Source organism: Lacinutrix algicola (assembly GCF_001418085.1).
In the GTDB taxonomy this organism is placed as follows: Bacteria; Bacteroidota; Bacteroidia; order Flavobacteriales; family Flavobacteriaceae; genus Lacinutrix; species Lacinutrix algicola.
Genome location: NZ_LIQH01000032.1, coordinates 95,518 through 120,914 on the forward strand (window position 1 = coordinate 95,518; position 25,397 = coordinate 120,914).

The 25,397-nt window shown below is 33.3% G+C and carries 16 protein-coding genes; all 16 read right to left on the reverse strand.

Annotated elements, in window-relative coordinates; genetic code table 11:
• Positions 1 to 62: 62 nt before the first annotated feature.
• Positions 63 to 788 (reverse strand): energy transducer TonB, encoded by a 726-nt coding sequence (locus ASC41_RS06990; protein ID WP_055435920.1) that lies wholly within the window; start codon positions 786 to 788, stop codon positions 63 to 65.
• Between the two features lie 42 nt (positions 789 to 830).
• The gene (locus tag ASC41_RS06995) at positions 831 to 1,199 is read right to left on the reverse strand and encodes a VanZ family protein (RefSeq protein WP_152971433.1); all 369 of its coding nucleotides are present in this window, start codon (positions 1,197 to 1,199) and stop codon (positions 831 to 833) included.
• A 16-nt stretch (positions 1,200 to 1,215) separates the two neighbouring features.
• Entirely contained in the window at positions 1,216 to 1,596 is a 381-nt protein-coding gene (gcvH, locus tag ASC41_RS07000) for a glycine cleavage system protein GcvH (RefSeq protein ID WP_055435922.1), read from the reverse strand.
• A 73-nt stretch (positions 1,597 to 1,669) separates the two neighbouring features.
• On the reverse strand, positions 1,670 to 9,010 hold the full coding sequence (sov, locus tag ASC41_RS07005; protein WP_055435923.1) for a T9SS outer membrane translocon Sov/SprA: 7,341 nt from the start codon (positions 9,008 to 9,010) through the stop codon (positions 1,670 to 1,672).
• Positions 9,011 to 9,016: 6 nt separating this feature from the next.
• Positions 9,017 to 9,598: a Holliday junction branch migration protein RuvA gene (ruvA, locus tag ASC41_RS07010; protein WP_055435924.1), complete on the reverse strand. Its 582-nt coding sequence runs from the start codon at positions 9,596 to 9,598 to the stop codon at positions 9,017 to 9,019.
• A gap of 51 nt (positions 9,599 to 9,649) precedes the next feature.
• Positions 9,650 to 11,947, reverse strand: coding sequence for an NADP-dependent malic enzyme (locus ASC41_RS07015; RefSeq protein ID WP_055435925.1), 2,298 nt, complete (start codon positions 11,945 to 11,947; stop codon positions 9,650 to 9,652).
• Between the two features lie 240 nt (positions 11,948 to 12,187).
• Complete coding sequence (locus ASC41_RS07020) at positions 12,188 to 13,090, reverse strand: hypothetical protein (RefSeq protein WP_055435926.1); 903 nt, start codon at positions 13,088 to 13,090, stop codon at positions 12,188 to 12,190.
• 70 nt (positions 13,091 to 13,160) lie between these two features.
• Entirely contained in the window at positions 13,161 to 14,087 is a 927-nt protein-coding gene (queG, locus tag ASC41_RS07025; protein WP_055435927.1) for a tRNA epoxyqueuosine(34) reductase QueG, read from the reverse strand.
• Between the two features lie 38 nt (positions 14,088 to 14,125).
• Positions 14,126 to 15,148, reverse strand: a complete 1,023-nt coding sequence (gene ruvB / locus ASC41_RS07030; protein WP_055435928.1) for a Holliday junction branch migration DNA helicase RuvB — start codon at positions 15,146 to 15,148, stop codon at positions 14,126 to 14,128.
• Between the two features lie 193 nt (positions 15,149 to 15,341).
• Positions 15,342 to 17,129, reverse strand: coding sequence for a cytochrome c oxidase subunit I (locus tag ASC41_RS07035; RefSeq protein ID WP_055435929.1), 1,788 nt, complete (start codon positions 17,127 to 17,129; stop codon positions 15,342 to 15,344).
• 24 nt (positions 17,130 to 17,153) lie between these two features.
• Positions 17,154 to 18,230 carry a cytochrome c oxidase subunit II gene (locus tag ASC41_RS07040; RefSeq protein ID WP_055435930.1) on the reverse strand — a complete coding sequence of 359 codons (1,077 nt, stop codon included), beginning with the start codon at positions 18,228 to 18,230 and terminating at the stop codon, positions 17,154 to 17,156.
• Between the two features lie 31 nt (positions 18,231 to 18,261).
• A complete protein-coding gene (locus tag ASC41_RS07045) occupies positions 18,262 to 19,638 on the reverse strand; it encodes a hypothetical protein (protein ID WP_055435931.1) in 1,377 nt (458 codons plus the stop codon).
• 21 nt (positions 19,639 to 19,659) lie between these two features.
• Positions 19,660 to 20,217 carry a c-type cytochrome gene (locus ASC41_RS07050; RefSeq protein ID WP_055435932.1) on the reverse strand — a complete coding sequence of 186 codons (558 nt, stop codon included), beginning with the start codon at positions 20,215 to 20,217 and terminating at the stop codon, positions 19,660 to 19,662.
• Positions 20,218 to 20,226: 9 nt separating this feature from the next.
• Positions 20,227 to 20,757 (reverse strand): DUF3341 domain-containing protein, encoded by a 531-nt coding sequence (locus ASC41_RS07055; protein ID WP_055435933.1) that lies wholly within the window; start codon positions 20,755 to 20,757, stop codon positions 20,227 to 20,229.
• 3 nt (positions 20,758 to 20,760) lie between these two features.
• The gene (gene nrfD / locus ASC41_RS07060) at positions 20,761 to 22,230 is read right to left on the reverse strand and encodes an NrfD/PsrC family molybdoenzyme membrane anchor subunit (RefSeq protein ID WP_055435934.1); all 1,470 of its coding nucleotides are present in this window, start codon (positions 22,228 to 22,230) and stop codon (positions 20,761 to 20,763) included.
• A 34-nt stretch (positions 22,231 to 22,264) separates the two neighbouring features.
• Entirely contained in the window at positions 22,265 to 25,366 is a 3,102-nt protein-coding gene (locus tag ASC41_RS07065) for a TAT-variant-translocated molybdopterin oxidoreductase (RefSeq protein ID WP_055435935.1), read from the reverse strand.
• Positions 25,367 to 25,397 lie beyond the last annotated feature (31 nt).

The window sequence follows — 25,397 nt, forward strand, 5'->3', positions numbered from 1 at the left end:
ATGAAAAAACCCGATACAAATTTGTATCGGGTTTTTAATTTATAGTATTTAAAACTAACGAATTAGTCTTGCACATTAAATGTAATAGGCAAATCGAAAGTTACTTTTACAGGCTTTCCTCTTTGCTTACCAGGCTTCATTTTTGGTATTAAACCAACAACTCTTCTAGCTTCTTTTTCTAATCCAGGATGTGGACCACGTGTTTTAACATTTATAATGTTTCCGGCTTTGTCAATAGTAAAACGAGCATAAATACGTTGTTTACCACTTAAACCTAATTCTTGACCTAAGTCTAAATCGAATTTTTTTCTTACAATTTTATTAATTGCATCAGACATACACTTTTTCTTCTGAGCGTTATTTCCTTTCTCGCAACCAGGATATACTGGTACACTTTCAATAACTGCAAAAGATACTTCTACATCTTCTTCTATCTCTTCTACTTCAATTTCTTCAACCTCAACAATTTCTTCTTCTTGAGTTGTCTCTGTAGATTCGATTACCGTTTCCTCTATTTCTGCTTCATCTTCAACAACATCAATAACTTCTGGAGCTGGTGGTGGCGGTGGCGGTGGTGGCGGTGGTGGTGGTGGTGCTTGATTTGTAATTGGAATTTCTTCGTCCATTTCGTCATCAACATCAATAGATCTATCTTCTACAACACGATCGTCGTATGTTTTGTAATTGATAGCTGTATATGTTAAACCTAACATTAACAACATACCAACCGCAAAATAGAGAGAGCTATTCCTGCCTACGTTTGCTTTAGGATTTTTCTTTGTTTCCATTAATTTATTTATTTATGCTCTGCTAAAATAACTATTTATTTATCAAAAAAGCAAGGTATTATTATTTTTTAACACGTGTTTTTTAATACTTATTAAAAGTATTGATGCAAATATCATACCTAATACATTTGCTAACACGTCTTTAAAGTCTGATTGGCGGCTTATTGTTAACCAACCTTGCAGTAACTCTATTAAGATCCCATATACCAAAGAAAACAATGTCGCAATACCTATAGCTTTATAATATTTAAAGCTATATCTATAATAAAACACTATAAACCATAATACAACTAGTATAAAATGAGTTAAAGCGTGCATTACTTTGTCGTTTACTGATGGTAATTCTTCAACAACGTTATCCATTTTAAATAAGAATAAAGCAGATAAAGTTATAGTATAGAGAATACTCACTAAGAGACTAAACTTTTTAAGCACTAACTAGCTCCTTATATGCTTCAGCTGAAAGCAAAGAATCTAATTGAGAAGCATCAGACACTTTTACCTTAACCATCCAACCTTCTCCGTAAGGATCTGAATTTACTTTTTCTGGTTCATCTTCAAGAGATTCATTAAATTCTATAATCTCTCCTGAAACTGGTAAAAATAAATCTGATACTGTTTTTACTGCTTCAACGGTACCAAATACTTCTTCTGCATCTAAAGTTTCATCAACTGTTTCTACTTCTACATAAACAATATCACCTAATTCGCTTTGTGCAAAATCTGTAATACCAATAGTAATTACATCTCCTTCCACTTTAACCCACTCGTGATCTTTTGTATACTTTAATTCTGATGGAATATTCATTATGTTATTTTTTTAAATTTTTACAAATATATTTAATTCTTTGGCTTTTCAAATAGAAAAACTTAACGATTATTTAGTTTCCAAAATTATATCTTAAAGTAAATCCAGAGCGTATTGTTGTTTGTGGAAATGCTGTAGATATTGCGTATTCTGAGAACGTATAATCGAAGTAGAAAATACCAGTTAGATTTTGACTAAAGGCATAGTTAGCATTATACTTTAAACCATATATAGTTTGACCATTTGTTATTTGATTGTTCTCCAAATCTAGATATCTAATAATAGTTTTATTATCCCTAACTGAAAGATTAGCTTCCATTAGCAAGTCACTAACAATAGATTTTTTTGGACCGGCTAATTTAGTTTTTATACGTACATCTTTAAATCTATAACCTAACTTAATTGCGTATTCCTTACCTTGAATCTCAGTCATTAAATTATTATCGAAACTTAAAGACAACAATCTATCTTTTCTAATTTCGGCTCCTAGTATTATGGAATTTTTCATTTCCATATCAACTTTTATTAACGGACTAAATAACTCTGTTAAATTAATATTACTGTAAAGTTCTGAGTTTTTATAATTACCTGCTTGGTCTAAATCATCGGATGGTTGAAAATCGTAAGGTGCAGTATAATCTATACCATTAAAATCTAAATTTGTTCTAAATTGATTAATAGTATAACTAGATCTGTAACCATGAGAAAGCGATAGACGTTTAAAGCGTTTTTTAAACCATTTAAACTTCATTAAGCCTGTGTACTTTAAATCCCAGTTTGGAATTGGCACATTTCTAAAAGCTCCTAATTTTGTTTTCTCTGCGTTTTGACCTGTATATGCACTTAAAAATGCTGGTAACAATACTGCTTGACTTGTTTTACCAAAACCTTTTGGATACCCATTAAGATCTGCACCTTCAAAATTATCTGGATTACTTAAATCTACTCCTTTTTCTGCAGCTAATCGTCTTGCAATTGTTAGTCTATTTTCTCTAAAAGCATCAAAAGCTTCTGAACTTATTTCGTCACTATTACCAAAGGCTGTTGGTAATGTAAATGTAGAAACATTAAAGTTTCCAAATACATTTGGCGTTAAAGAGATATACTCGTCGTTTTCTATTCTATAATTTTCGGTATAGTTTTCAGCATATGTTCTTGTTGCTACTAAATCTATTTTTAAGTCGTTAAGTGGCTCTAAGTTTGCAGAAAGATCTAATTGCTTAGTATGATTCTTTGTGTATTGTTGATTAAAATCTGGGAATACCGTTAACCATCCGTTTCTAGCTGCTACATCTCTAATATCTTTTTGACTCCCTAATGTGTAACCAAAAGTAGGCTTAGATGTACTAATAAATCCTGGCGTATCTGTGAAACCAGGAAGATATGTTCCGTTATTTTCAGAATAGTTAGCTTGGATACGTTTTACGGAAGTTAAAATACCAATTCCTAAATTAGCTATTCCTGTACCAATACCACTTTTCTTTTTGGCTTCAGGTTTATTATTACCTTTTTCTTTTTTAGGTACTCCTGGAGGTCCAGCTTTTGCATTTCTACTCACTTTACCATTACTTTTAGCAACACGTTTTTTCTTTAAACCTATATACTTATAGAATTTACGCATGTCTAAAGTAGAGTTGATATTATGTGTATTTCCGTTAGAAATAGAATTTCCTAAATCGTAAGTTACACCATCGTCTGCTACTAAATCTCCAAATAAATCTGATCCTTTTTGCCATTGGTATAAACCTTGGTAAGAATAGGTTGCTTTTACAAAATCTAAGGCTGGAAATTTACTAAAAGGAATCTCGTAATTTATTCCTAAAGTTTGTGAACGTCTGTTAGCATCACCAACATCGAAATAACCATCCCAAACATCTAAACTTGAGTCTTGTTCTCCATTAACAATATTATCTTTAAAATAGTTTCTTACAATATTATTATTAGCTACTGCAAAGTTAAAAGATAATGACTTTGTTAAATTCCAGTTTACTGTAGATTGAAAATCGAAATTATAGTTTCTTTTATATAATTCTTCAAGTCCAATATTATTCCCTCCTAATTCGACCTCTCTAAAACGCTGACTATTAAATTGTCTTTTAATATCTGAATTAATAGCAATACTAGAAGGTAATAAATTAAGATTAAAATCTTTTAATAGCTTCCAGTACTTACTTGTAAAAAGAGAGTCTTTCTTTTTAAAAGGTTCAAATACTTTAGGCTGAAAGTTGAAGGCATAACTCGCTCCAGTTCTTACTTGCTTATCGATAGAACGTTCTATTTCGAAATCGCGGTGTTCTACCTTGTTATAAGAATGGTTAAACGTTAAATTTTCTACATCGTAAAAACTTGGCTTAGATTCACCTGTTCTTATTTTTTTAACACCAATAAAGTTGATACTTCTTCTTTTTGTATATTCTTCGGATTGCTCTCTAATGTTATCTTTTTCTTCTGCAGTTTCTGCTGCATCAATTCTATTTTGAAGTTTTAAATCTTTATACTGCTCATCGTATTCTGGCGTAATTAATTCTACACCTTGTCCATAATTAAATGGTAATTGAACTCCCCATTTTTTAGGTAATAATTGTCCTATGTTTACATTAGTAACAAAATCGTATTGTTTTACATCTTCTCTACTACGTTCTTGTGGTCCTTGATCTACAGAACCAAAACCTGCAGTACTCATTCTACCTGTTGCACTTACATTTGCAAAGTCTGCAAAATTAGTATCTATATTCATTATTGCAGCCCAACCACCTTGATTATCCATATCCGATAACCTAAGTTCGTTAAACCAAACCTCTCCACATTGCGCGTTGTTCGACCCGTTTTTTACGCCAACCATTAAAGTTCTTACAGCTCCAAAGTTTGGATTTCCTTTAATTGCTAGTCTTGTTTGTCCAAGCACATAATTTTCGTATTGAGATGTTGAAGCTATTTCAATTGGCTGTCCATTTACTACATCGTAAAAAGTTGCATCTGCATTTGCTAAAGTACCATTCGAAATTCCTAAAGATTTTATTTGCTCTAAAAGCTCTAGAGGCAAATCTATTTCATTTACTGTAGGCCATAAAGCAGCACTAGTTGTTCCTGTTGACACCTGTAATGGTACTTCAATCTGGTAGTAGTTTTCGGTTAAATCGTTACCCATTCTAATAAAACCGACTAACTCTTTATCTGCTAAACCTGGTACATCTCCATCTTCGGCGTGCATAAACATTCTAAGACGCTTATACTGCCTCATATCTACACTAATATTCTTATATACAGCCCTAGAATCTTTTGGTTCTAAATCGCAAACATTAACAACAAGAGATTGTTCGTTTTGTTCTATTATAGAGTTATTATTATTTAATTGCTCTGCCTCAATACCTGGAGGAGACTCGTAACTACCATCATTTTCTTGAGAACTTATTACACCTACTGTAAACTCTGTGTCATCAAAACTTGGTGATGTTGGACCTCCATTTAATGCTAATTGATAACGTCTCCAGTCGCTACGTACTAAATCTAAAGTTCCAAAACGGAAGGTTGTTTGTTCTGAAAAACCACTTAAGTACATACGTGCAAAACGAATAGAACGTAAATCTGTAATTCCGTTTTTAGCCACTACATGGTCACCTTGAACTGGTACTCTAAATTGATACCAACGTATTTGTTCTGTATCTCCGTTAGGCAATTCTCTTGATCGCAATTTTACATCTTTTATAAACTCACCAATTGGATTTCCTGGAACAACTTCATCTGGACTATTTAATGGTAAGTTTTGACGTGTTAGTTGTAATTCATATTCAAAATAACTGTCGATAGTATTCATCGTGTTATCTCTGTTTATATCTTCAACATCTGGTTGTGTTGTAGAACCTCTATTTGTATCGCTAAATGTATCTGGAGAGTTTCCTTGTACATTATTATAACGCTTATAACGTTCTAAAACATCTCCATCTGCACTTAAATAATATTGATAATTATCTGCAGAAGGATCTGGCAAAGATGCAATTGAAGATGGTATTGGTGTTGGGCTCCCAGGATTAATAGTAGGATCGGTAATACTCATTTCTTCTAAATCATCATAACCATCGAAACCAACATCTTGATTTGTACGCTCATCTCCTGTAGAATCAAAAGCATAGATTAATGCTTGATTTTGAGGAATGGCCCAAGGTGTTATTGTGCTTTGCAATAAATTAACATTTCCATCTGCTGGTAAACCATTCTCATATTGCTTTTTACCATCCTTTAATACATCTTCAGAAATGCTTCCTAAGTTAAACACCAATTTTCCACCTGGATTTGTTGGATTATCTTGAAAAGGATCTTGCATCCAAAACTCTATATATTCTACATTAGATTGTTCAAAATCTGTGGATGTTAATGGTCTTGTAATTCCTGCCCAACCATTAGTAGGTGTTATAAGCGTAGAACCGTCTGCTTCTAAATTAGTATCACTAAAATTATATGGTCCTCTTTCTGTAGGATAGTATGTTAAATCTAAAGTATTTAAAACTGATGTTTGTCCTTGTGCTATATCTTGTTCTGGAAATAATTCTTGAACAAAAACGCGAGAAGTATATATATTAGATACATCATCATCATCAATTCCACTTGGTCTTTGACCACCATAAAAAATAGGGTCGATAGTGTACCAATTTAATAATGCTCTGTCATAACCATTTCTAATTCCATTAAAATCATCTGCAGCTGTAGTTCCATTTAATCCTAAAGGTCTACTTGATAGTCTCCATGATTGTGTAGATTTTAAATCTATACCATTTTGACTTCCTTCAAAATCATCAATATATGCAGTAGCTTCTCCGTTTAAATCTGTTCCTTTTGGTGCTCCTGGTAATAAATAAGCAAACTCACCACTAACAGATAAATTAGATGGTGCATCTGTATCTATATTTGGTAACTTGTTCGCTAACCTTGTAAAAAAAGGAACTTCGGTAGAGTAGTTACCATTAAAACCCAATATTGTATTATTAATTGGCTCACTATTATAGTTAGCTTTTTGGGTAATTGGTCTTTCGTTTAAATTAACATAAGTAGCACCAATTAAAAACTTATCGTTAAACTGATGTTCTACATTTATACCTGTGTAACGCTTAGTTTGCTGACCAAATATTGAGTTATTTTCTGTTGTTACTTGTATTGGTGTGTTAGATGCTTTTAAAGCTTCGTCTAAAATCTGTACACGACCTAATTGGTAATTTACAGTATAATCTACACCTTCTACAAGTACACGTCCACCAGCAGTTACTTTTACAGAACCTCTAGGTACATTAAAACCACCAATAGCAATACCATCTCCTCCTTGAGATTTATAACTTCCTTTTATTTGAAACTTATTTTTTTCGACCTCGTCTAAAGCAGCCGTTTTAGTAGCCTTGTAAAGTAAATCATAAACGTATTTTTCTTGATTTGGATTCGTTGTATAAACATCAGACTCATAATCAAAAGCATTGTTTCCTGGGTTACCATCATTATCTAAAACATCGAATAAATAACGACCAAAAGGTTCGACCTTTGTAAATACTATTTTTCCGTTTTCCGGAATTACAGTAATACCACTAACAAAATCGAAAAAACCATCACCATTGGTTTGCGGATCGTTGTTATAATTTAACCTATCTAAATTGAATAAACGTAGTAATGTAGTCTTTTCAATATAATCCTCTAGAGGAGTATTACTTGTAATAGGATTTCCATTAATATCTACACCAAAAGTTCCACCTTCTGGACTAATAAAATTTAAAGGCGTCGATTCGTTATAAAAGATATTTAATTTAAAATCTTCTTGACTTAATTGGTAAGCTCCAGTATCGTAAATATTCTTCATCATTAAATCCCAAATTGGTTGAGATACAGATGTTATACTACTTTTAAGTAATTTAAGAATTAAGTTATTGTTTGTTACGTTTGTTACTTCATTATCACCATTTGTTTCTACGGTAGTTGCACCAATACCATCGTTAGCAAATTCACCAACTTGAAACACCTGACCTCCCACTGTGTATTGGAAAGCTACAGCTAAAACTTCATCATTGTTTAAACGTTGATTTAACGATATATATCCCAATTGTGTGTTAATAATATATTCTTGACCTTCTTGTAATTTTCTTGTATTCTCTAGTTTTGCATAATCAAAACCTTCGTTAAAACCAGAAACTAATATCCCAGATTGCACGGTTGCAATATCTCTAATTGCATCTGTAATTTGAGAACCTGGTCCACCAATATTTGTAGGATCTAAACGGTTATTAGCATTGTCTGGAAAAGCACCTGGACCAGCAGTAACTACTACACCAGAGTTTCCTACAACTGCGGACTCTCCAAGATCTTGAAGTGCAACTATATTTCTTACATTTTCGGTTTTATTACTTCTATTTGTTACCCATACTTCTGTTCTTGTAATTTGAACATTTGTATTAATAAAAGGATAGTTTTCTAAAGACTTATCATAATTCTCACGGAAATACTGTGCTAAGAAAAAGTGACGATTCTCATCGTAATCACGAATAAAGAAATCGAATTCGTCTAATGTCCCTCCACCTTGTGCAACCACAGAACGTGTATCTGATTTTTGTTCAGAAAACACAGCTGTAACCGTTGTTTTTCCAAACTGTAATTTTGTTTTGACACCAAATAAACTTTGTGCTCCAGAAATAAGAGAACTGTTTAATGGCATACTTACATTACCAACTTCTAATTTTTGAAGTATAGAATCTTCACCTCCACCAAACGTAGGATCGTATTCTAACTTTACTAATTGTTGAAAATCGAAACTTGCCTCAGTATCATAATTTGCAGTAACTTGTAGCCTTTCTCCAACTTTACCTAATAAACTTAAACTAATTCTCTGGTCGAAATCGAAAGTAAAATTACTTCTATTACTAGGTGAAAATGATGGATTATCCTGCTTTGTAAACAAAACTCCTAAATCCATTTCTAAAGATCCTTGAGGTACAACTTCTATGGTGTTTCCACCAAATATAGATTCGAAAAAACCAGAGTTTACATAAAACTCTGGTAATAAATTCTTTTTAGCTTCTTCAGAATTTTCTTTTTTTCCATCGAAAGCATCTATTTTATCTTGGTAATAACCTTTTAAGTTCTCTTTAAACACCAAGTCTTGATACTCTTTTGGTGTTAATATAATTGGATAATTAATATTAAAATTGCCAATAGATTCTGTGTAAACATAACGATCTGTTTGGGGATCATAAGTATACTTAGAAGTAATACTATTAGGGTTCGCCATTTCAATATTACCAAAACTAAACCCTGTTTTTGTAGAATCGCTTTCTACTGTTGGATCTGGATCTTGAGCGAAAGCACTAAGTGACAACAAGAACGTTAGAACTGTTAATACACTTTGTTTAATCGATTTATAAAAGTATAGGTTAGTTGTATTCAAAATCTACTATAATTTTTTTAAAGCTTGTTTAATTATGGCTTCTACGCTAGCCTCTGGTTCGGATACAACAATTTTATCCACCACACGCTCTGCTTGTTTTTTAGCAAAACCAAGCACTTCTAATGCAGATAACGCTTCATCTTTGTTGGTATTGCTTCTATTAACAGAAACTTCGTCAATATCGTAAATTTTAATGATTTTATCTTTTAAATCAATAATTACACGTTGTGCTGTTTTTATTCCAATTCCTTTTATAGATTGAATAAGCGCAACATCCTCTGTAGCAATCCCTTCACGAATTTGCTTTGGAGTTAGAGACGATAGCATTGTTCGTGCTGTATTGGTCCCAATACCACTAACAGAAATAAGCAACCTAAACACTTCACGCTCTCCTTTAGTAACAAAACCGTAAAGACTGTGAGAATCTTCTTTTACTTGAAGATGTGTGAATAACTGTATATTTTCTCCCTCAGGAATTTGAGAAAATGTGTTTAAAGATATATTTAACATATAACCAACACCGTTACAATCTATAACAACATCTGTTGGATTTTTCTCAACCAATTTTCCCTTAATATGTGTAATCATCTACGGTTTCTTCTTAAGATTTCAAATGTAATAAAATTCTCGGACTAAAAATTATTCGCTTTTTTGGCGTGTTAACGCCTCTTTATCTTTCTGTTGTGCATCTATTACTGCTATTGCAGTCATATTTACAATTTCATCCACACTCGCATCTAACTGAAGAATATGAACCGGTTTACGTAATCCCATCATAATAGGACCAATAGATTCTGCCTTATTTAATTCTTTTAGCAATTTGTATGTAATGTTTGCAGATTCTAAATTTGGAAAAATAAGAGTATTTACCTTATGTCCACATAATTTTGAAAATGGAAAAATAGACTGAAGCATTTTACTGTTTAAAGCAAAGTCTGTTTGTAACTCTCCATCTACTAATAAATCTGGATGTCTATTATGTAAATAAGAAACTGCTTCACGAACTTTAGTAGCTGTTTGGTCTTTTGATGATCCAAAGTTTGAATAACTTGTCATTGCCATTACTGGTTTAAGCCCGAACATTTTAACTACTCCAGATGTCATTTGTGCAATTTTTATTAAATCTTTAGCCGAAGGATTAATGTTTATAGACGTATCACTTAAAAACATTGGTCCACGTTCCGTCATCATTACATTGGTAGTAGCAATTCTAGTAGAACCAGGTGCTAAACCAATTAATTCTAACATTGGTTTTACAACTTGTGGGTAACTGCGAGAATATCCAGAAATTAAAGCATCAGCATCACCTTCGTTCACCATCATAGCAGCAAAATAGTTACGCTCTCTCATTAATTTTTGAGCCTCTAACAAGGTTACACCTCTACGCTTACGTTGCTTCCAGTATACTGTTGCGTATTTGTTTTTTTGCTCTACTTGCTCATCAGATTTAGGATCTATAATTTGAAGATCGGCATCAAATTCTAATTCTTCTTTTAATCTTTCAATTTCATCTTTTCTTCCTAATAAAATAGGAACTGCGATACCTTCATCATAAACTATTTGCGCAGCTTTAAGTACATCTATATGGTCTGCTTCTGCATAAACAACCCGTCTTGGGCTTATTTTAGCTCTATTTAATAATAGTCTAACAATTTTGTTATCGCTACCTAAACGCTCAAGCAAGCTGTCTTTATATTTTTCCCAATCTTCTATTGGTTCTAAAGCAACACCACTTTCCATAGCTGCTTTTGCAACTGCAGGAGGTACTTCGGCAATTAATCTTGGATCGAAAGGTTTTGGTATTATATATTCTTTTCCAAAAGTTAATCTCGTTTCGTCGTATGCAATATTTACCTGTTCTGGTACTGGCTCTTTTGCTAATTTAGCTAAGGCTTTAACAGCTGCCATTTTCATGGCTTCGTTAATTTTAGTAGCACGAACATCTAATGCACCACGGAAAATAAAAGGAAAACCAAGTACGTTATTTACTTGATTAGGATGATCGCTACGCCCGGTAGCCATAATAATATCATCTCTAGTATCTATTGCTAATTGGTATTGAATTTCTGGATCTGGATTTGCCATTGCAAAAACAATAGGATTCTTAGCCATTACCAATAACATAGCTGGAGTTACAATATCTGAAGTCGATAAACCAACAAAAACATCGGCATCTTTCATGGCTTCATCTAAAGTATCAATTTTTCTATGTGTTGCAAATTCTGCTTTTTGAGATGTAAGATTATCTCTATCATCTCTAATTACACCTTTACTATCTAGCATAACAACGTTTTCACGTTTTGCTCCAAATGCTAAGTATAGTCGTGTACAAGAAATGGCTGCTGCTCCAGCTCCACTAACTACTATTTTAGCGTCTTCAATCTTTTTTTCTGAAAGCTCTAATGCATTTAATAAGGCTGCTGCCGAAATTATTGCCGTACCATGCTGGTCGTCATGCATTACAGGAATATCTAATTCTTCCTTTAAGCGTCTTTCTATTTCGAAAGCTTCTGGTGCTTTTATATCTTCAAGATTAATACCACCAAAAGTTGGTGCTATCATCTTTACTGTTTGTATAAATTCTTCAATATCTTCTGTACCGACTTCAATATCGAAAACATCTATATCTGCAAATATTTTAAACAGTAAACCTTTACCTTCCATTACAGGTTTCGAGGCTTCAGGACCTATATTACCTAAACCTAAAACAGCCGTTCCGTTAGAGATAACAGCAACTAAATTTCCCTTTGCTGTATATTTATAAACATTATTAACATCTTTTGCTATCTCTAAACATGGCTCTGCTACACCTGGAGAATAGGCTAATGCCAGATCTCTTTGACTTGCGTATTTTTTTGTTGGTACAACTTTTATCTTTCCTGGAGTTGGCTTAGCATGGTATACTAAGGCTTCTCTTCTTTTGCTTTGTTTGCTCATATTTTAGCTTTTACTCTGACTTACAAATGTAATGTTTTTGAAAGAAAAGAAATGCTGAAAAAATTTTATCTTCTTGCTTGTCGTTTTAATAAAGCTATCTGTTTTTCTATCTATTTCTTACAAGTTTTGTTTTACACCTGCTTTGCGCAATAGGATTGTATTTAATTACTTTTTTATTTTAAAAGAAAAAAGGCTTAACACTAATTAGTGCTAAGCCTTTTTTTAATTTAGAACAGTATATTATTTTAAAATCATAGCTCCTTCTGGTTTAGAAAAGAACCCTTCTTGTACAGTTGGAGAAAAACTAATATCACTCACGTCTATTTTAGTAATATATTCTCCTAAACCATCTTTATCATCTGTAGACCAATACGTTTTAAAACCTGTAGCAAAAACAATATCGTCAACAGTTGTAGTTCCTTGAGTAACTGTTATTTTTTCTGGAGCATGACCACCGTTTGGAAAATACTCTGGATAAGAAACAATATATTTAAAAGCAGTTACCAAATTAGTTTTTGCATTAATATATAAAATATAATAATCGTCTGGTGCAGAACCAACACCTGCACTATATGTTGCTTTAATTACTTTTTGAGTCTTTCCTTGAAACTCTACTTCTGGTAATAACTCTAGATTTACTCCTTCTCCGTCTAAAACAAAAGGATGACCAGAAAAGTATAATGGTGTTAAAGCCCAAAATTTAGTATCATATTCAAATGATGTACTATCCTTTGCTTTTATCCAAGCTTCTTTTCCATCCCATCCAAAAATAGAGCTTGGATCTTTAATACTATTATGTCTTGCTTTATTACTCCAAGTATCTATAGTTTGGTATGAGTTTCTAATTCCTTTACCATTTACTGGTTGATAATTAAAATGCAAAGAAAAATAACCGTTACTATACCATTTTCCTAAACCACCATGAGCTTCCATTGCACTCCATAAAACTTTACCAGCATCAGTCGCATTTAATTTTTTATTAGAAGCATCTACTCTTTTTTGAATCCAAGAATCGGGAATATTATATTGATTTTCTGCTTTTTCTATATCTTCTTTAGTATTTGTTTCTTCTTTAGTTGATTGCTTACAAGCAATAATACTTAATACTAAAAATAGACTTAGAAATTTAATTGATGTTTTCATTTTATTATTATCTTTTTAATTAATATTTAATAGTCGAGATAAATTATCTTTCCTTTCAATACACGAAGAATTATTTCAGGAAATTTATATTTCGTTGCAGCCCTGAATACTTGGTTCGTTTTACTGCCGATTTTTGAAATATCTTTTTAAACACATCTTCTGTAATCTCTTCCCAATCTTTCTTAGTCATATCTAATAACTCCGGATGTGGATTAAAAAGTGGTTCGTTATGTGGCTTAGAGAATTTATTCCATGGGCACACATCTTGGCAAACATCGCAGCCAAACATCCAATTATCAAACTTACCTTTCATTGTGTTAGGTAATTGGTCTTTTAGTTCTATTGTAAAATAACTAATACATTTACTTCCGTCAACAACATATGGCTCTGTAATTGCTTCTGTTGGGCAAGCATCTATACAAGCGGTACATGTTCCACAATGGTCTGTTGTTGCATGATCGTATTCTAAATCTAAATCTATTATTAGTTCTGCTATGAAATAAAAAGAACCTACGCGTTGCGTTAACAAATTACTATGTTTACCTATCCAACCCAAACCTGATTTTGCTGCCCATGCTTTATCTAAAACTGGAGCAGAATCTACAAATGCTCTTCCACTTACTTCTCCAATTTCATCTTGAATAAAATGCGTAAGCTCTTTTAATTTAGATTTAATAATGTGATGATAATCGTGACCATAAGCATATTTAGAAAGTTTTGGTGCTTCGGTATCTTTTTGTATTTCTGAAGGATAATAATTAAGTAAAAGAGAGATAACACTTTTAGAATCGTCGACTAATTTTGTTGGGTCTAAACGTTTATCGAAATGGTTTTCCATGTAACTCATTTCTCCATTCATATTCTTATTAAGCCAGTTTTCTAGACGAGGTGCTTCAACTTCTAAAAATTCAGCTTTACTAATACCACAAGACAAAAAACCGAGGCGTTTAGCTTCGGTTTTAATTAGACTTGTGTATTTAGCTTTATTGTTTATCATATATTGAAGATTCCTACATTAACGGCAATAGCAATATATTAAAATAATCCTCCTTGAGTTGGACCTTTTACTCTTCCTAGATGTTTGTACGCTAACTCTGTGACTTCTCTACCTCTTGGAGTACGCATAATAAAACCTTGTTGAATTAAAAAAGGTTCGTAAACTTCTTCAATAGTTTCTGGACTTTCACTTACTGCTGTAGCAATGGTTGAAACACCTACTGGTCCTCCTTTAAATTTATCGATTATTGTCGACAAAATTTTATTATCCATCTCATCTAATCCGTAAGCATCAACATTAAGTGCCTCAAGAGAAAACTTTGCGATTTTGATATCTATACTTCCATTACCCTTTATTTGTGCAAAATCACGTACGCGACGTAACAAAGCATTTGCTATTCTAGGTGTTCCTCTACTTCTACCTGCAATTTCTATTGCAGCTTCCATAGCTATTGGAACATTTAAAATTTGAGCACTACGTTGTATGATTGTGCTTAATAATTCAGTATCATAATATTGTAATCTACTCTGTATTCCAAAACGTGCACGCATAGGTGCAGTAAGCAAACCAGATCGAGTAGTTGCACCAACCAAGGTAAACGGATTTAAATTCAATTGAACCGTTCTTGCGTTTGGTCCAGACTCAATCATGATATCTATTTTAAAGTCCTCCATTGCAGAATAAAGGTATTCCTCTACAATTGGACTTAATCGATGTATTTCATCAATAAAAAGCACATCTCTATCATCTAAGTTAGTTAACAAGCCTGCTAAATCACCTGGCTTGTCTAAAACGGGTCCAGAAGTAACTTTAATACCTACATCTAACTCGTTAGCTAGTATGTTTGCTAAAGTAGTTTTACCTAAACCTGGAGGGCCATGAAATAAGGTGTGATCTAAAGCTTCATTTCTTTGGTTAGCTGCTTCAACGAAAATTTTTAAATTTTCCAACACTTGGTCCTGACCCGAAAAATCTTCAAAAGATAATGGTCTTAATGTTTTTTCAATGTCAAACTCTTCAGAAGAAAAATTATCGCTGGAAGGATCTAGGTTTTCGTTCATGGGACTTTCCGCGAAAGCGGTATTCTTATTTAATTATATTTAAAACTCATTTTCCTATGAGTTAAATGGAAACCGAATAACTTCAGCTTAAACAAATATAAAGAAAAAGCCTTTCAGTTTTTATTAGACTGAAAGGCTTTTTAATATGTTTTGATTTCTCTTTATTGAAAAATCTTATTTACAAAGTCATTTATTAATGTTGTAATTCTTCTTCTCCTTCTTTTAAAGGAACGTTTTGCATTACAAAATCATCATCGTGTCCTGGTTTACTATAATCGTAAGACCATCTGTATACATGAGGTATTTCTCCTGGCCAGTTACCGTGAATATGCTTCACTGGTGTTGTCCACTCCAGTGTTGTAGATCTCCATGGGTTTTGAACTGCTTTCTTACCGTAGAATATACTACTAAAGAAATTCCATAAATATATTAGTTGTGCTACTCCACCTACTAAAGCAAATATTGTAATGATTTGGTTTGTATCTGCTAAATCATCGAATAATGGGAAATTAGAGTTTGTGTAATAACGTCTTGGTAATCCAGCCATACCTATAAAGTGCATTGGGAAAAATACTCCATAAGCACAGACAGCTGTAATCCAGAAGTGGATATAACCAAGTTTCTTATTTAACATTCTACCAAACATTTTAGGATACCAATGGTAGATACCAGCAAACATACCATAAAGTGCAGATATACCCATTACTAAGTGGAAATGCGCAATTACGAAATAAGTATCATGAACGTTAATATCTAAAGCAGAATCTCCAAGAATAATTCCTGTTAAACCACCTGTGATGAATGTAGATACGAAACCTATTGAGAATAACATGGCAGTATTCATTTGAATATTACCTTTCCATATTGTCGTTATCCAATTAAATGCTTTTACTGCTGATGGTATTGCTATTAATAACGTTGTGAATGTAAACACTGAACCTAAGAATGGGTTCATTCCTGATATAAACATATGGTGTCCCCAAACTATTGTTGATAAAAATGCAATAGCTAAAATTGAAGTAATCATCGCACGGTAACCAAAAATTGGTTTACGTGAATTAGTGGCCATAATTTCTGACACTAATCCCATTGCTGGTAAAATTACAATATATACTTCTGGGTGTCCTAAGAACCAGAATAAGTGTTCGAATAATACAGGTGAACCACCTTGATAATGTAATACTTCTCCTTGTATAAAAATATCTGATAAGAAGAACGATGTACCAAAACTTCTATCCATTATTAATAATAATGCTGCAGATAATAATACTGGGAAAGAAACTATACCAATTATTGCTGTTACAAAGAAAGCCCAAATTGTTAATGGAAGTCTAGTCATAGACATTCCTTTTGTTCTTAAGTTTATAACAGTTACTACATAGTTTAAAGACCCTAATAATGAAGAAGCAATAAATATAGCCATAGCTACTAACCATAAAGTCATTCCCATTCCCGAACCACCTTGTGCCATAGGTAAAGCACTTAATGGAGGATAAATTGTCCAACCTGCTGCAGCTGGTCCAGCTTCGACAAAGAAAGAAGATACCATGATAACACTAGATATGAAAAACAACCAGTAAGAAACCATGTTTAAAAATCCAGAGGCCATATCTCGTGCACCAATTTGCAACGGAATAAGTAGGTTACTAAACGTACCACTTAAACCGGCAGTAAGTACAAAGAATACCATTATGGTACCATGTATAGTTACTAATGCTAAATAAATATCAGCATCCATAACACCATCTGGTGCCCATTTACCTAATAAAGCTTCAAAAATCACATTTGGCTCTTCTGGCCATGCAATTTGCATACGCATCATTAAAGACATTATTACACCTATAACACCCATTATAGTACCAGTAATAAGGTACTGCTTGGCTATCATTTTGTGATCAATACTAAATATATATTTAGTTATGAAAGTTTCTTTATGATGGTGATCGTCGTGAGCGTCGTGAGTATCTGCGTGTGCTGACATAATCTATATCTTTATAATCTTTTATTAATTATTTACTAGAGAATTCTTGAATAACTTTTGGGTTTTAATCCAAGCATCGTACTCTTCTTGAGTTTCAACTATTATTTTCATTTGCATATTGTAGTGAGATTTACCACAAATTTTATTACATAATAATAAATAATCGAATGTATAAGGCTCTAAAGCTTCCTCGCCTTCTGCTACTAACTCTTTAGACTTCTGTACTCTAATATCATTAATATTAGAAACTTTATCCTTCATCTCTGGAGTATCACGCATATCAGCAGTAGTAACTGTAGGTGTAAAACCAAATTGAGTTATCATTCCAGGAACACAGTTCATTTGTGCTCTAAAGTGAGGCATGTAAGCAGAGTGTAAAACATCTTGAGAACGCATTTTGAATAATACTGGACGACCTACAGGTAAATGTAACTCTGAAGTAATAATATCATCTTGAGCATTAGGATCTGCCTCGTCTACACCTAAAATATTTGCACGATCAATATCAATTAATCTGACATTAGCTTTACCTAGAGTATTGTCTGCACCACCATAACGTGCTTTCCAATTAAATTGTTGAGCATATAACTCTACAATTAAAGGATCATTGTCTTCATTAACATTCATGATTGTTGTCCAAGTAAATAAACCTTGGATAATCAATACTGCTAACACTATTACTGGAATAATTGTCCAAATAGCTTCTAACTTATTATTGTCTGCGTAGAACAAAGCTTTTTTACCTTTTTCTCCTCTATATTTAAAAGCAAAATAGTGTAATAAAAACTGAGTTATTGTTTGCACGATGAAAATAACTATCATTGAGATAATCATTAAACTATCTACTCCTGGTCCATGCTCAGAAGCTGAGTTAGACATTAATGGTAAATCACCAAGCTCAACAAAACTCCAAATTGTAATGATATAAATGAAGGCTAAAAAACCAATCATTAAATAACCATTTAATTTATTGTCTTTGTCGTTTGCTATTTGATTATTTCCATCGGCTGAATCGCTTTGGGTTAAATCGAATATCTTGACCATCTGCCAGATGGCAACTAAAATAAATACTAATACTAAAATTGATAATAAAGCCGTCATTGTTGTCGTTCTTCTTTATTTAATTGTGTTATTAATAATGAAAATGTTCACTTTCTTTAATAAATGGATTTCTTGTTTGTGCTAATGGTGCTTTTGTAAGCGCAGTAAATACAATGAAGATAAATAATCCAGCAAAGAATAGTAAAGATGCAATTTCAGGAATTCCAATATACCATTGATCACCAACTGTCGCTGGCATTATCATATTGAAAATATCAATATAATGACCTGCTAATATCACAATACCTGCCATTACAACAAACCAAGGAACACGCTTATAATCACTGTTCATTAATAGTAATAAAGGAAAAATAAAGTTCATGGCTAACATGCCAAAGAATGGTAATTTATAATCTTCTATTCGAGTTACAAAATATGTTACTTCTTCTGGAATATTTGAATACCAGATTAACATGAATTGAGAGAACCATAAATATGTCCAGAAAATACTGAAAGCAAACATAAACTTTGCTAAATCATGTATATGGCTGTCGTTAACTTGTGGTAATAAGCCTTTAGTTTTTAAGTATATTGTTATAAATGCGATTACAGTAATACCGCAAACCATCATACCTGCGAAAACGTACCAACCAAATAATGTAGAGAACCAGTGAGGATCTACACTCATAATCCAATCCCAAGACATCATAGATTCTGTATAAATAAAGAATACTAAAAATGCTGCAGAAATACGAAATGTCTTCTTAAAATTTTTGTTATCATTTGCTTTATCTTGAGCAATAGAGAATTTTCTAGAAAAGTGTCTGTATAATGACCACCCGCCAATAAAGATTAAACCTCTAATCAAGAATCCCCAAATGTTTAACCATCCAGTTTTACCTTGTATAAGTTTGTCGTGAGCCACAACTTCTGGATCCATCCAAACAAAAATATTGTAATGTCCAATAGTTCCTGATGCAACTGCAATAGCTAAAACTATTAGAGCTCCAGGTAATAAATAAGCAGTTATACCTTCCATTACTCTTAATACAAGAGGTGACCATCCTGATTGAGATACATATTGAATTGCGTAAAACGCTAATGCTCCTAATGCTATCATCATGAAAAAGAATGCTGCAACATAAAAAGCAGACCATGGTCTATTATGCATTGCATGCATTACATGGTTTACATGTTTTGTATGTTCATCTACTACTTCATGACCTTCATCATGAGAAACGTCTGATGCATGAGCATCATGACCAACAGTTTCTACTTGATGTGTTTCTTCTCCATGAGCTGCAGTTTCACCATGACCATCTCCATGATGCGATTCATTTGCCAACATAGTCTCTACTTCAGCAAATGATTTATTTGAAGTTATAAAGCCATAGCCAACACCTAACAGTCCAACGACCATTAAAATGATTGCAGTTAATCTTAGTCTATTTGAAATTTTGTATTCCATTATATAATCTTTAACTAAATCTTATTTTTCTAAATCTGCCTTCAATTTCATAACATATGAAACTACTTGCCAGCGCTCTTCGTAATTTAATTGATTTGCGTAAGAACCCATAGTATTTTTACCATAGTAAATAGTATGATAAATACTACCTTCTGTAATAGCTCTTCCAGCATCATCGTATCTTGGTATACCAAGAATTTTTTCTCTTTGTACTAATTTACCTTTACCGTCACCTTTAGTACCGTGGCAAATTCCACAATAGATATCAAATAATTCTTTACCTCTAACGTAATCTACTTGAGTAGAATCTAAAACGTTTTTTAAATTTGCTTTAGCTTCGTTGTAACCTTCAGTAGTATTATCAATATCAAAAGGTGTATAACCTCTAGGTATTGTTCCTTCAGCAGGTAATTGAGCTTCTACTCCGTTTGCGAAAGCATCAGACTCTTGATATGTTTCGTATGCAACTGATTCGTACATATTAGGCATGTATTCATAATTCGGTCTCGAATCTTTCTTACAAGCTACAATCGACACTAAAACCAGCGCTAATATTGTTATGTTAAAAATGCTCTTCATTGTCTATAATTAATGCGTATTATCTACTACGTTTATTTCAACTGCACCAGTTTCTGAAAGTAAATCGTGCAATTCTTTTTCGTTACCATGAACAGCTATTTCCATTAAAAAATGGTCATCTGTTGTTCTTGGATCTGGATTTTCTGCTTTTTTGAATGGCCACATTCTACTGCGTAAGTAAAATGTTATTACCATTAAGTGAGCTGCAAAGAAAACCGTTAATTCGAACATAATAGGTACGAATGCAGGCATATTTTCTAAGTAACTAAAACTTGGTTTACCACCAATATTTTGAGGCCAATCTTCAATCATAATGAAATTCATCATTAAAGTGGCTACTGCTAGACCTATACAACCGTACATAAAAGCTGCGATTGCGATTCTTGTTGGCGCTAATCCCATTGCCTTGTCTAGTCCATGGACAGGAAATGGAGTATATATTTCTTCAATGTGATATCTTTTAGCTTTAACTGATTTAACAGCTGCCATTAAAACATCATCATCGTTATAAATAGCGTGAATTACTTTTGAAGTTTCCATATGCTACTCGTTATTGTTTTTTTGTTCTTTATTATCGAAGTTTGTCACTACTGATGTTCTAGCATCAGCACCAGTTCCCATTAAAGTTTTTCCAGATTCTCTTAAGTTCTTATACTTATCTCCTGAAGATTTTAATATAGTTTTAACTTCTGCCTGCGCTATTACTGGGAATGTTCTTGAATATAATAAGAATAATACAAAGAAGAATCCTATCGTTCCAATAAATATTCCAATATCTACAAACGTTGGTGAGAACATTGTCCATGATGATGGTAAGTAATCTCTGTGTAATGAAGTTACAATAATTACAAAACGCTCAAACCACATTCCAATGTTTACAACAATTGATATTCCAAAAGAGAACATGATACTTGTTCTAAGTTTCTTGAACCACATAAACTGCGGAGAGAATACATTACAAGTCATCATCGACCAGTAAGCCCATGCGTATGGTCCAGTTGCTCTATTCAAGAAAGCATATTGCTCATACTCTACACCAGAATACCATGCTACAAATAACTCAGTTATATATGCAACACCTACAATAGAACCTGTAATCATAATTACAATGTTCATTAATTCGATATGCTGTACTGTAATATAGTCTTCTAAGCTACACACTTTTCTCATAATAATAAGAAGTGTATTTACCATTGCAAAACCAGAGAATACTGCTCCTGCAACAAAGTAAGGAGGGAATATAGTTGTGTGCCAACCTGGAATAACAGATGTTGCAAAATCGAAAGATACAATCGTGTGTACAGAAAGTACTAATGGTGTTGCTAAACCAGCAAGCACTAATGATACTTCTTCAAAACGTTGCCAATCTTTTGCTCTACCTGTCCAACCAAAACTTAATAAACTATAAATTTTCTTTTGGAAAGGCTTAATAGCTCTATCACGTAACATTGCGAAATCCGGTAATAAACCTGTCCACCAAAATACTAATGATACAGATAAATACGTTGAAATAGCAAATACATCCCAAAGTAATGGTGAGTTAAAGTTTACCCATAGTGAACCAAATTGGTTTGGAATTGGTAATACCCAATACGCTAACCATGGTCTACCCATGTGAATTACTGGAAACAATCCTGCCTGTACTACAGAGAAAATTGTCATTGCTTCTGCAGAACGGTTAATTGCCATTCTCCATTTTTGACGGAATAATAATAGTACTGCAGAAATTAATGTTCCTGCGTGACCAATACCAACCCACCAAACGAAGTTAGTAATATCCCAAGCCCATCCTACGGTCTTGTTTAATCCCCAAGTTCCAATTCCGGTAGATATTGTGTAAACCATACATCCAACTCCCCATAGGAAAGCTACTAATGCGATAGAGAATACAATCCACCATTGTTTGTTGGCTTTACCTTCTACAGGAGCTGCGATATCTACGGTTACATCGTGATACGACTTATTGCCTGTAACTAAAGGTCTTCTAATAGGTGCTTCGTAATGAGACGCCATAATCCTTTTATAATTGTTCGTTAATTAATCCTTTCTATGCTTTCGTGTTTCTCACTTTAGTATGATACTGAACATTAGGTTTAGTACCAACACTTTCTAATAAGTGATACATACGATCGTCTTCTAAAAGTTTTGCAACTTTACTATCTTTATCGTTAATATCTCCAAATACCATCGCTCCACTGCTACAAGCAGATGAACAAGCTGTTTGGAATTCACCATCCTTAATAACACGACCATCGCGTTTAGCATCAAGAATTGTTTTCTGTGTTTTTTGAATACACATAGAACATTTTTCCATGACACCACGAGAACGTACTGTTACGTCTGGGTTAATTACCATTCTTCCTAAATCGTCATTCATGAAGTAATCGAACTCATCGTTTCCATTATAAAGGAACCAGTTAAAACGACGTACTTTATATGGACAGTTGTTAGCACAATATCTTGTACCTACACAACGGTTATAAGCCATATGGTTTTGACCTTGACGACCATGTGATGTTGCAGCTACTGGACAAACAGTCTCACAAGGAGCATGATTACAGTGTTGACACATTACAGGTTGGAAAGCTACTTGTGGGTTATCTGCAGGATGTTCTAATTCTCCAAAACCTCCTAAAGAACCATTGTCTCCAAATAAACCATCGAAGCCTTCTTTTTTAGCATCATCAGCTTCAAAAGAATCTTCAGATGAATAATATCTATCAATACGTAACCAGTGCATATCGCGACTTCTACGTATTTCTTCTTTACCTACAACAGGTACATTGTTTTCTGCATGACATGCTATTACACATGCTCCACAACCTGTACAAGCATTTAAATCTATAGATAAGTTAAAGTGATGTCCAATTGAACGGTCAAATTCATCCCATAAATCAACTTCTGGTGAAGTTACTTCAACTTCTTCGTGATTTAAAGATACCACAGGAACAGCATTCCAGTGCTTTTTATCTTTAGTATTAAAGATCTCTAAGGTTGTTTCTTTAATAATGTCACCACGACCCATTAAAGTGTTTTGTAATTGTACACAAGCAAACTCGTGCATACCAGCAGACTTTGTAACAGTTACGTTTTGTATTGTATTAAAACCTTGGTATAATGTATAAGCATTAACTCCAGTTTGCATTTCTTCTTTTAAACCTGCTACTTTACCATATCCAAATGCTAAACCAACAGAACCTTTAGCTTGACCTGGCTGAATAATTACAGGAACAGTTAATTTATTACCATTAACATTAACATCTGCATAACTACCATTTAAAGCACCTGTTGCTTCATGTTCGTTAACTAATTCTAACGCTTTAGCATCTGCTGCAGAAACTGTTAAATAGTTATCCCATGTTGTTCTTGTAATTGGATCTGGAAATTCTTGTAACCAAGGATTATTCGCTTGTTGTCCATCACCCATTCCTACTTTAGTGTATAAAGTAAGTTCCATTCCATTTGAAGTTACACTAGAAACTAAAGCTCTTGCTGCATTTCCAGATGGAGTTTCAACATTTTCTTCTGAAGTTTCAGTTGTATCTTCAACTAAATCTCCTGAGAATTTAGAGATATAAGATCCATCATGTAACGCTTGGTTGAATGATGCACCGCCTAATATTTCAGTATTCCAAAGTGACTTAATATAATCGCTATACTTCTCATCTCTACCATTCCAAAGTAATAGTGTGTCTTGAAATTGTTTCGTATCGAATAAAGGGCGAATAGTTGGTTGAATTAATCCAAAATGACCTTTCTTTAACTCTACATCTCCCCAACTTTCTAAGTAGTGAGGTGCAGCAGCAATATATTGCGAAGCTGAAGCTGTCTCATCTGCTTTCATTGAAAAAGCAACAGATAATTCAGTGTTTTTTAATCCTTCAGCAAAATCTGAAGCATTAGGTAATGTATATAGTGGATTTACACCACTCATAATAACAGCTCCAACTTTACCTGCTTTCATATCAGCAACTAAAGACATAACTGCCTTATCATTTCCTTGTCTAGTTTTAATAGGTTTTTTAGGATTAAAAGCTTTACTATTAAGCTTTTCATTAATCTCTAAAACTACAGTTTGTGCATTTACATCTTGAAGACCTGTTACTACAACACCTGTACTTCCAGCTTTTCTAAGCTCTGAAGCAGCATCTTGTACAGCTTTCTCTATATTTGCAGGTAAGCTTCCTGAAAAAGCACCGCCTACTAATAAACTATGTAATTTTGCTAAAGCTAATTTTTGCTGACTTGGTGTTAAAGGCACACGTTTATCGGCATTTGCTCCTGCTAATGACATATTAGATTCAAACTGAATATGACGAGACATTTTTCCATTTGTTGGAACACGTCCTTGAGAGTATCCAGTATCAAATCCTCCACCTTGCCAATCTCCTAAGAAATCAGCACCAAATGCAACTATTGTTGCAGCTAGTGAAAAATTATAATCGGCTAAGCCTCTTTCGTTATATTTTGCTTGAAATGCATCTAATGCAGAAGACTCTGAAACAGCGTCATATACTACATGATTTACATTTCCGTATTTCTCTTTAAACTCTGCAATTAATTTAGACGTGGTTGGACTAGCATATGTTTGTGTTAATAACACAATTTGCTTTCCACTGTCTTTTAATGTGTTTAATTTCTGAGTAGTTTCTGAAGTAAAAGCGGACCAAGAAATAGCATCTTCGCCTTTCATTGGACTTTGTACTCTTAAACTATCATATAATCCTAAAACTGATGCATTAACTCTTGCATTTGCTCCAGCGTCTGTAGCACCAAGGTTATTATTCTCAATTTTTATTGGACGACCTTCGCGAGTTTTTACTAAAACACTTGCAAAATCAAAACCATCAGCAATAGTTGTAGCATAATAGTTTGCAACACCAGGAATAATAGAATCCGGTTGTACTACGTAAGGTATTGATTTAATTACTGGTCCTTCACAAGCAGCTAAAGATGCAGCAGCTGTACTAAAACCTACGTACTTTAAGAAATCGCGACGTGTTGTAGAAGAAGACTCTAATGTTTCCTTGTCTCCAAGAAACTCATCAGTAGGTATTTCGTTTACAAACTCGTTTTGTTTTAGCGTCTCAACAATAGAGCTATCTTTTAGCTCCTCAACACTTTTCCAGTATTTCTTGTTTGATGACATATTATATAATTGAATTACTTCTTAATTTATT

Excerpts from the sequence above, each read along its gene's own strand:
- ASC41_RS06990 (WP_055435920.1), bottom strand. The coding sequence starts at position 788 with ATGGAAACAAAGAAAAATCCTAAAGCAAACGTAGGCAGGAATAGCTCT.
- gcvH (WP_055435922.1), bottom strand. The coding sequence starts at position 1,596 with ATGAATATTCCATCAGAATTAAAGTATACAAAAGATCACGAGTGGGTT.
- ruvA (WP_055435924.1), bottom strand. The coding sequence starts at position 9,598 with ATGATTACACATATTAAGGGAAAATTGGTTGAGAAAAATCCAACAGAT.
- ASC41_RS07015 (WP_055435925.1), bottom strand. The coding sequence starts at position 11,947 with ATGAGCAAACAAAGCAAAAGAAGAGAAGCCTTAGTATACCATGCTAAG.
- ASC41_RS07020 (WP_055435926.1), bottom strand. The coding sequence starts at position 13,090 with ATGAAAACATCAATTAAATTTCTAAGTCTATTTTTAGTATTAAGTATT.
- queG (WP_055435927.1), bottom strand. The coding sequence starts at position 14,087 with ATGATAAACAATAAAGCTAAATACACAAGTCTAATTAAAACCGAAGCT.
- ruvB (WP_055435928.1), bottom strand. The coding sequence starts at position 15,148 with ATGAACGAAAACCTAGATCCTTCCAGCGATAATTTTTCTTCTGAAGAG.
- ASC41_RS07035 (WP_055435929.1), bottom strand. The coding sequence starts at position 17,129 with ATGTCAGCACACGCAGATACTCACGACGCTCACGACGATCACCATCAT.
- ASC41_RS07040 (WP_055435930.1), bottom strand. The coding sequence starts at position 18,230 with ATGACGGCTTTATTATCAATTTTAGTATTAGTATTTATTTTAGTTGCC.
- ASC41_RS07045 (WP_055435931.1), bottom strand. The coding sequence starts at position 19,638 with ATGGAATACAAAATTTCAAATAGACTAAGATTAACTGCAATCATTTTA.
- ASC41_RS07050 (WP_055435932.1), bottom strand. The coding sequence starts at position 20,217 with ATGAAGAGCATTTTTAACATAACAATATTAGCGCTGGTTTTAGTGTCG.
- ASC41_RS07055 (WP_055435933.1), bottom strand. The coding sequence starts at position 20,757 with ATGGAAACTTCAAAAGTAATTCACGCTATTTATAACGATGATGATGTT.
- nrfD (WP_055435934.1), bottom strand. The coding sequence starts at position 22,230 with ATGGCGTCTCATTACGAAGCACCTATTAGAAGACCTTTAGTTACAGGC.
- ASC41_RS07065 (WP_055435935.1), bottom strand. The coding sequence starts at position 25,366 with ATGTCATCAAACAAGAAATACTGGAAAAGTGTTGAGGAGCTAAAAGAT.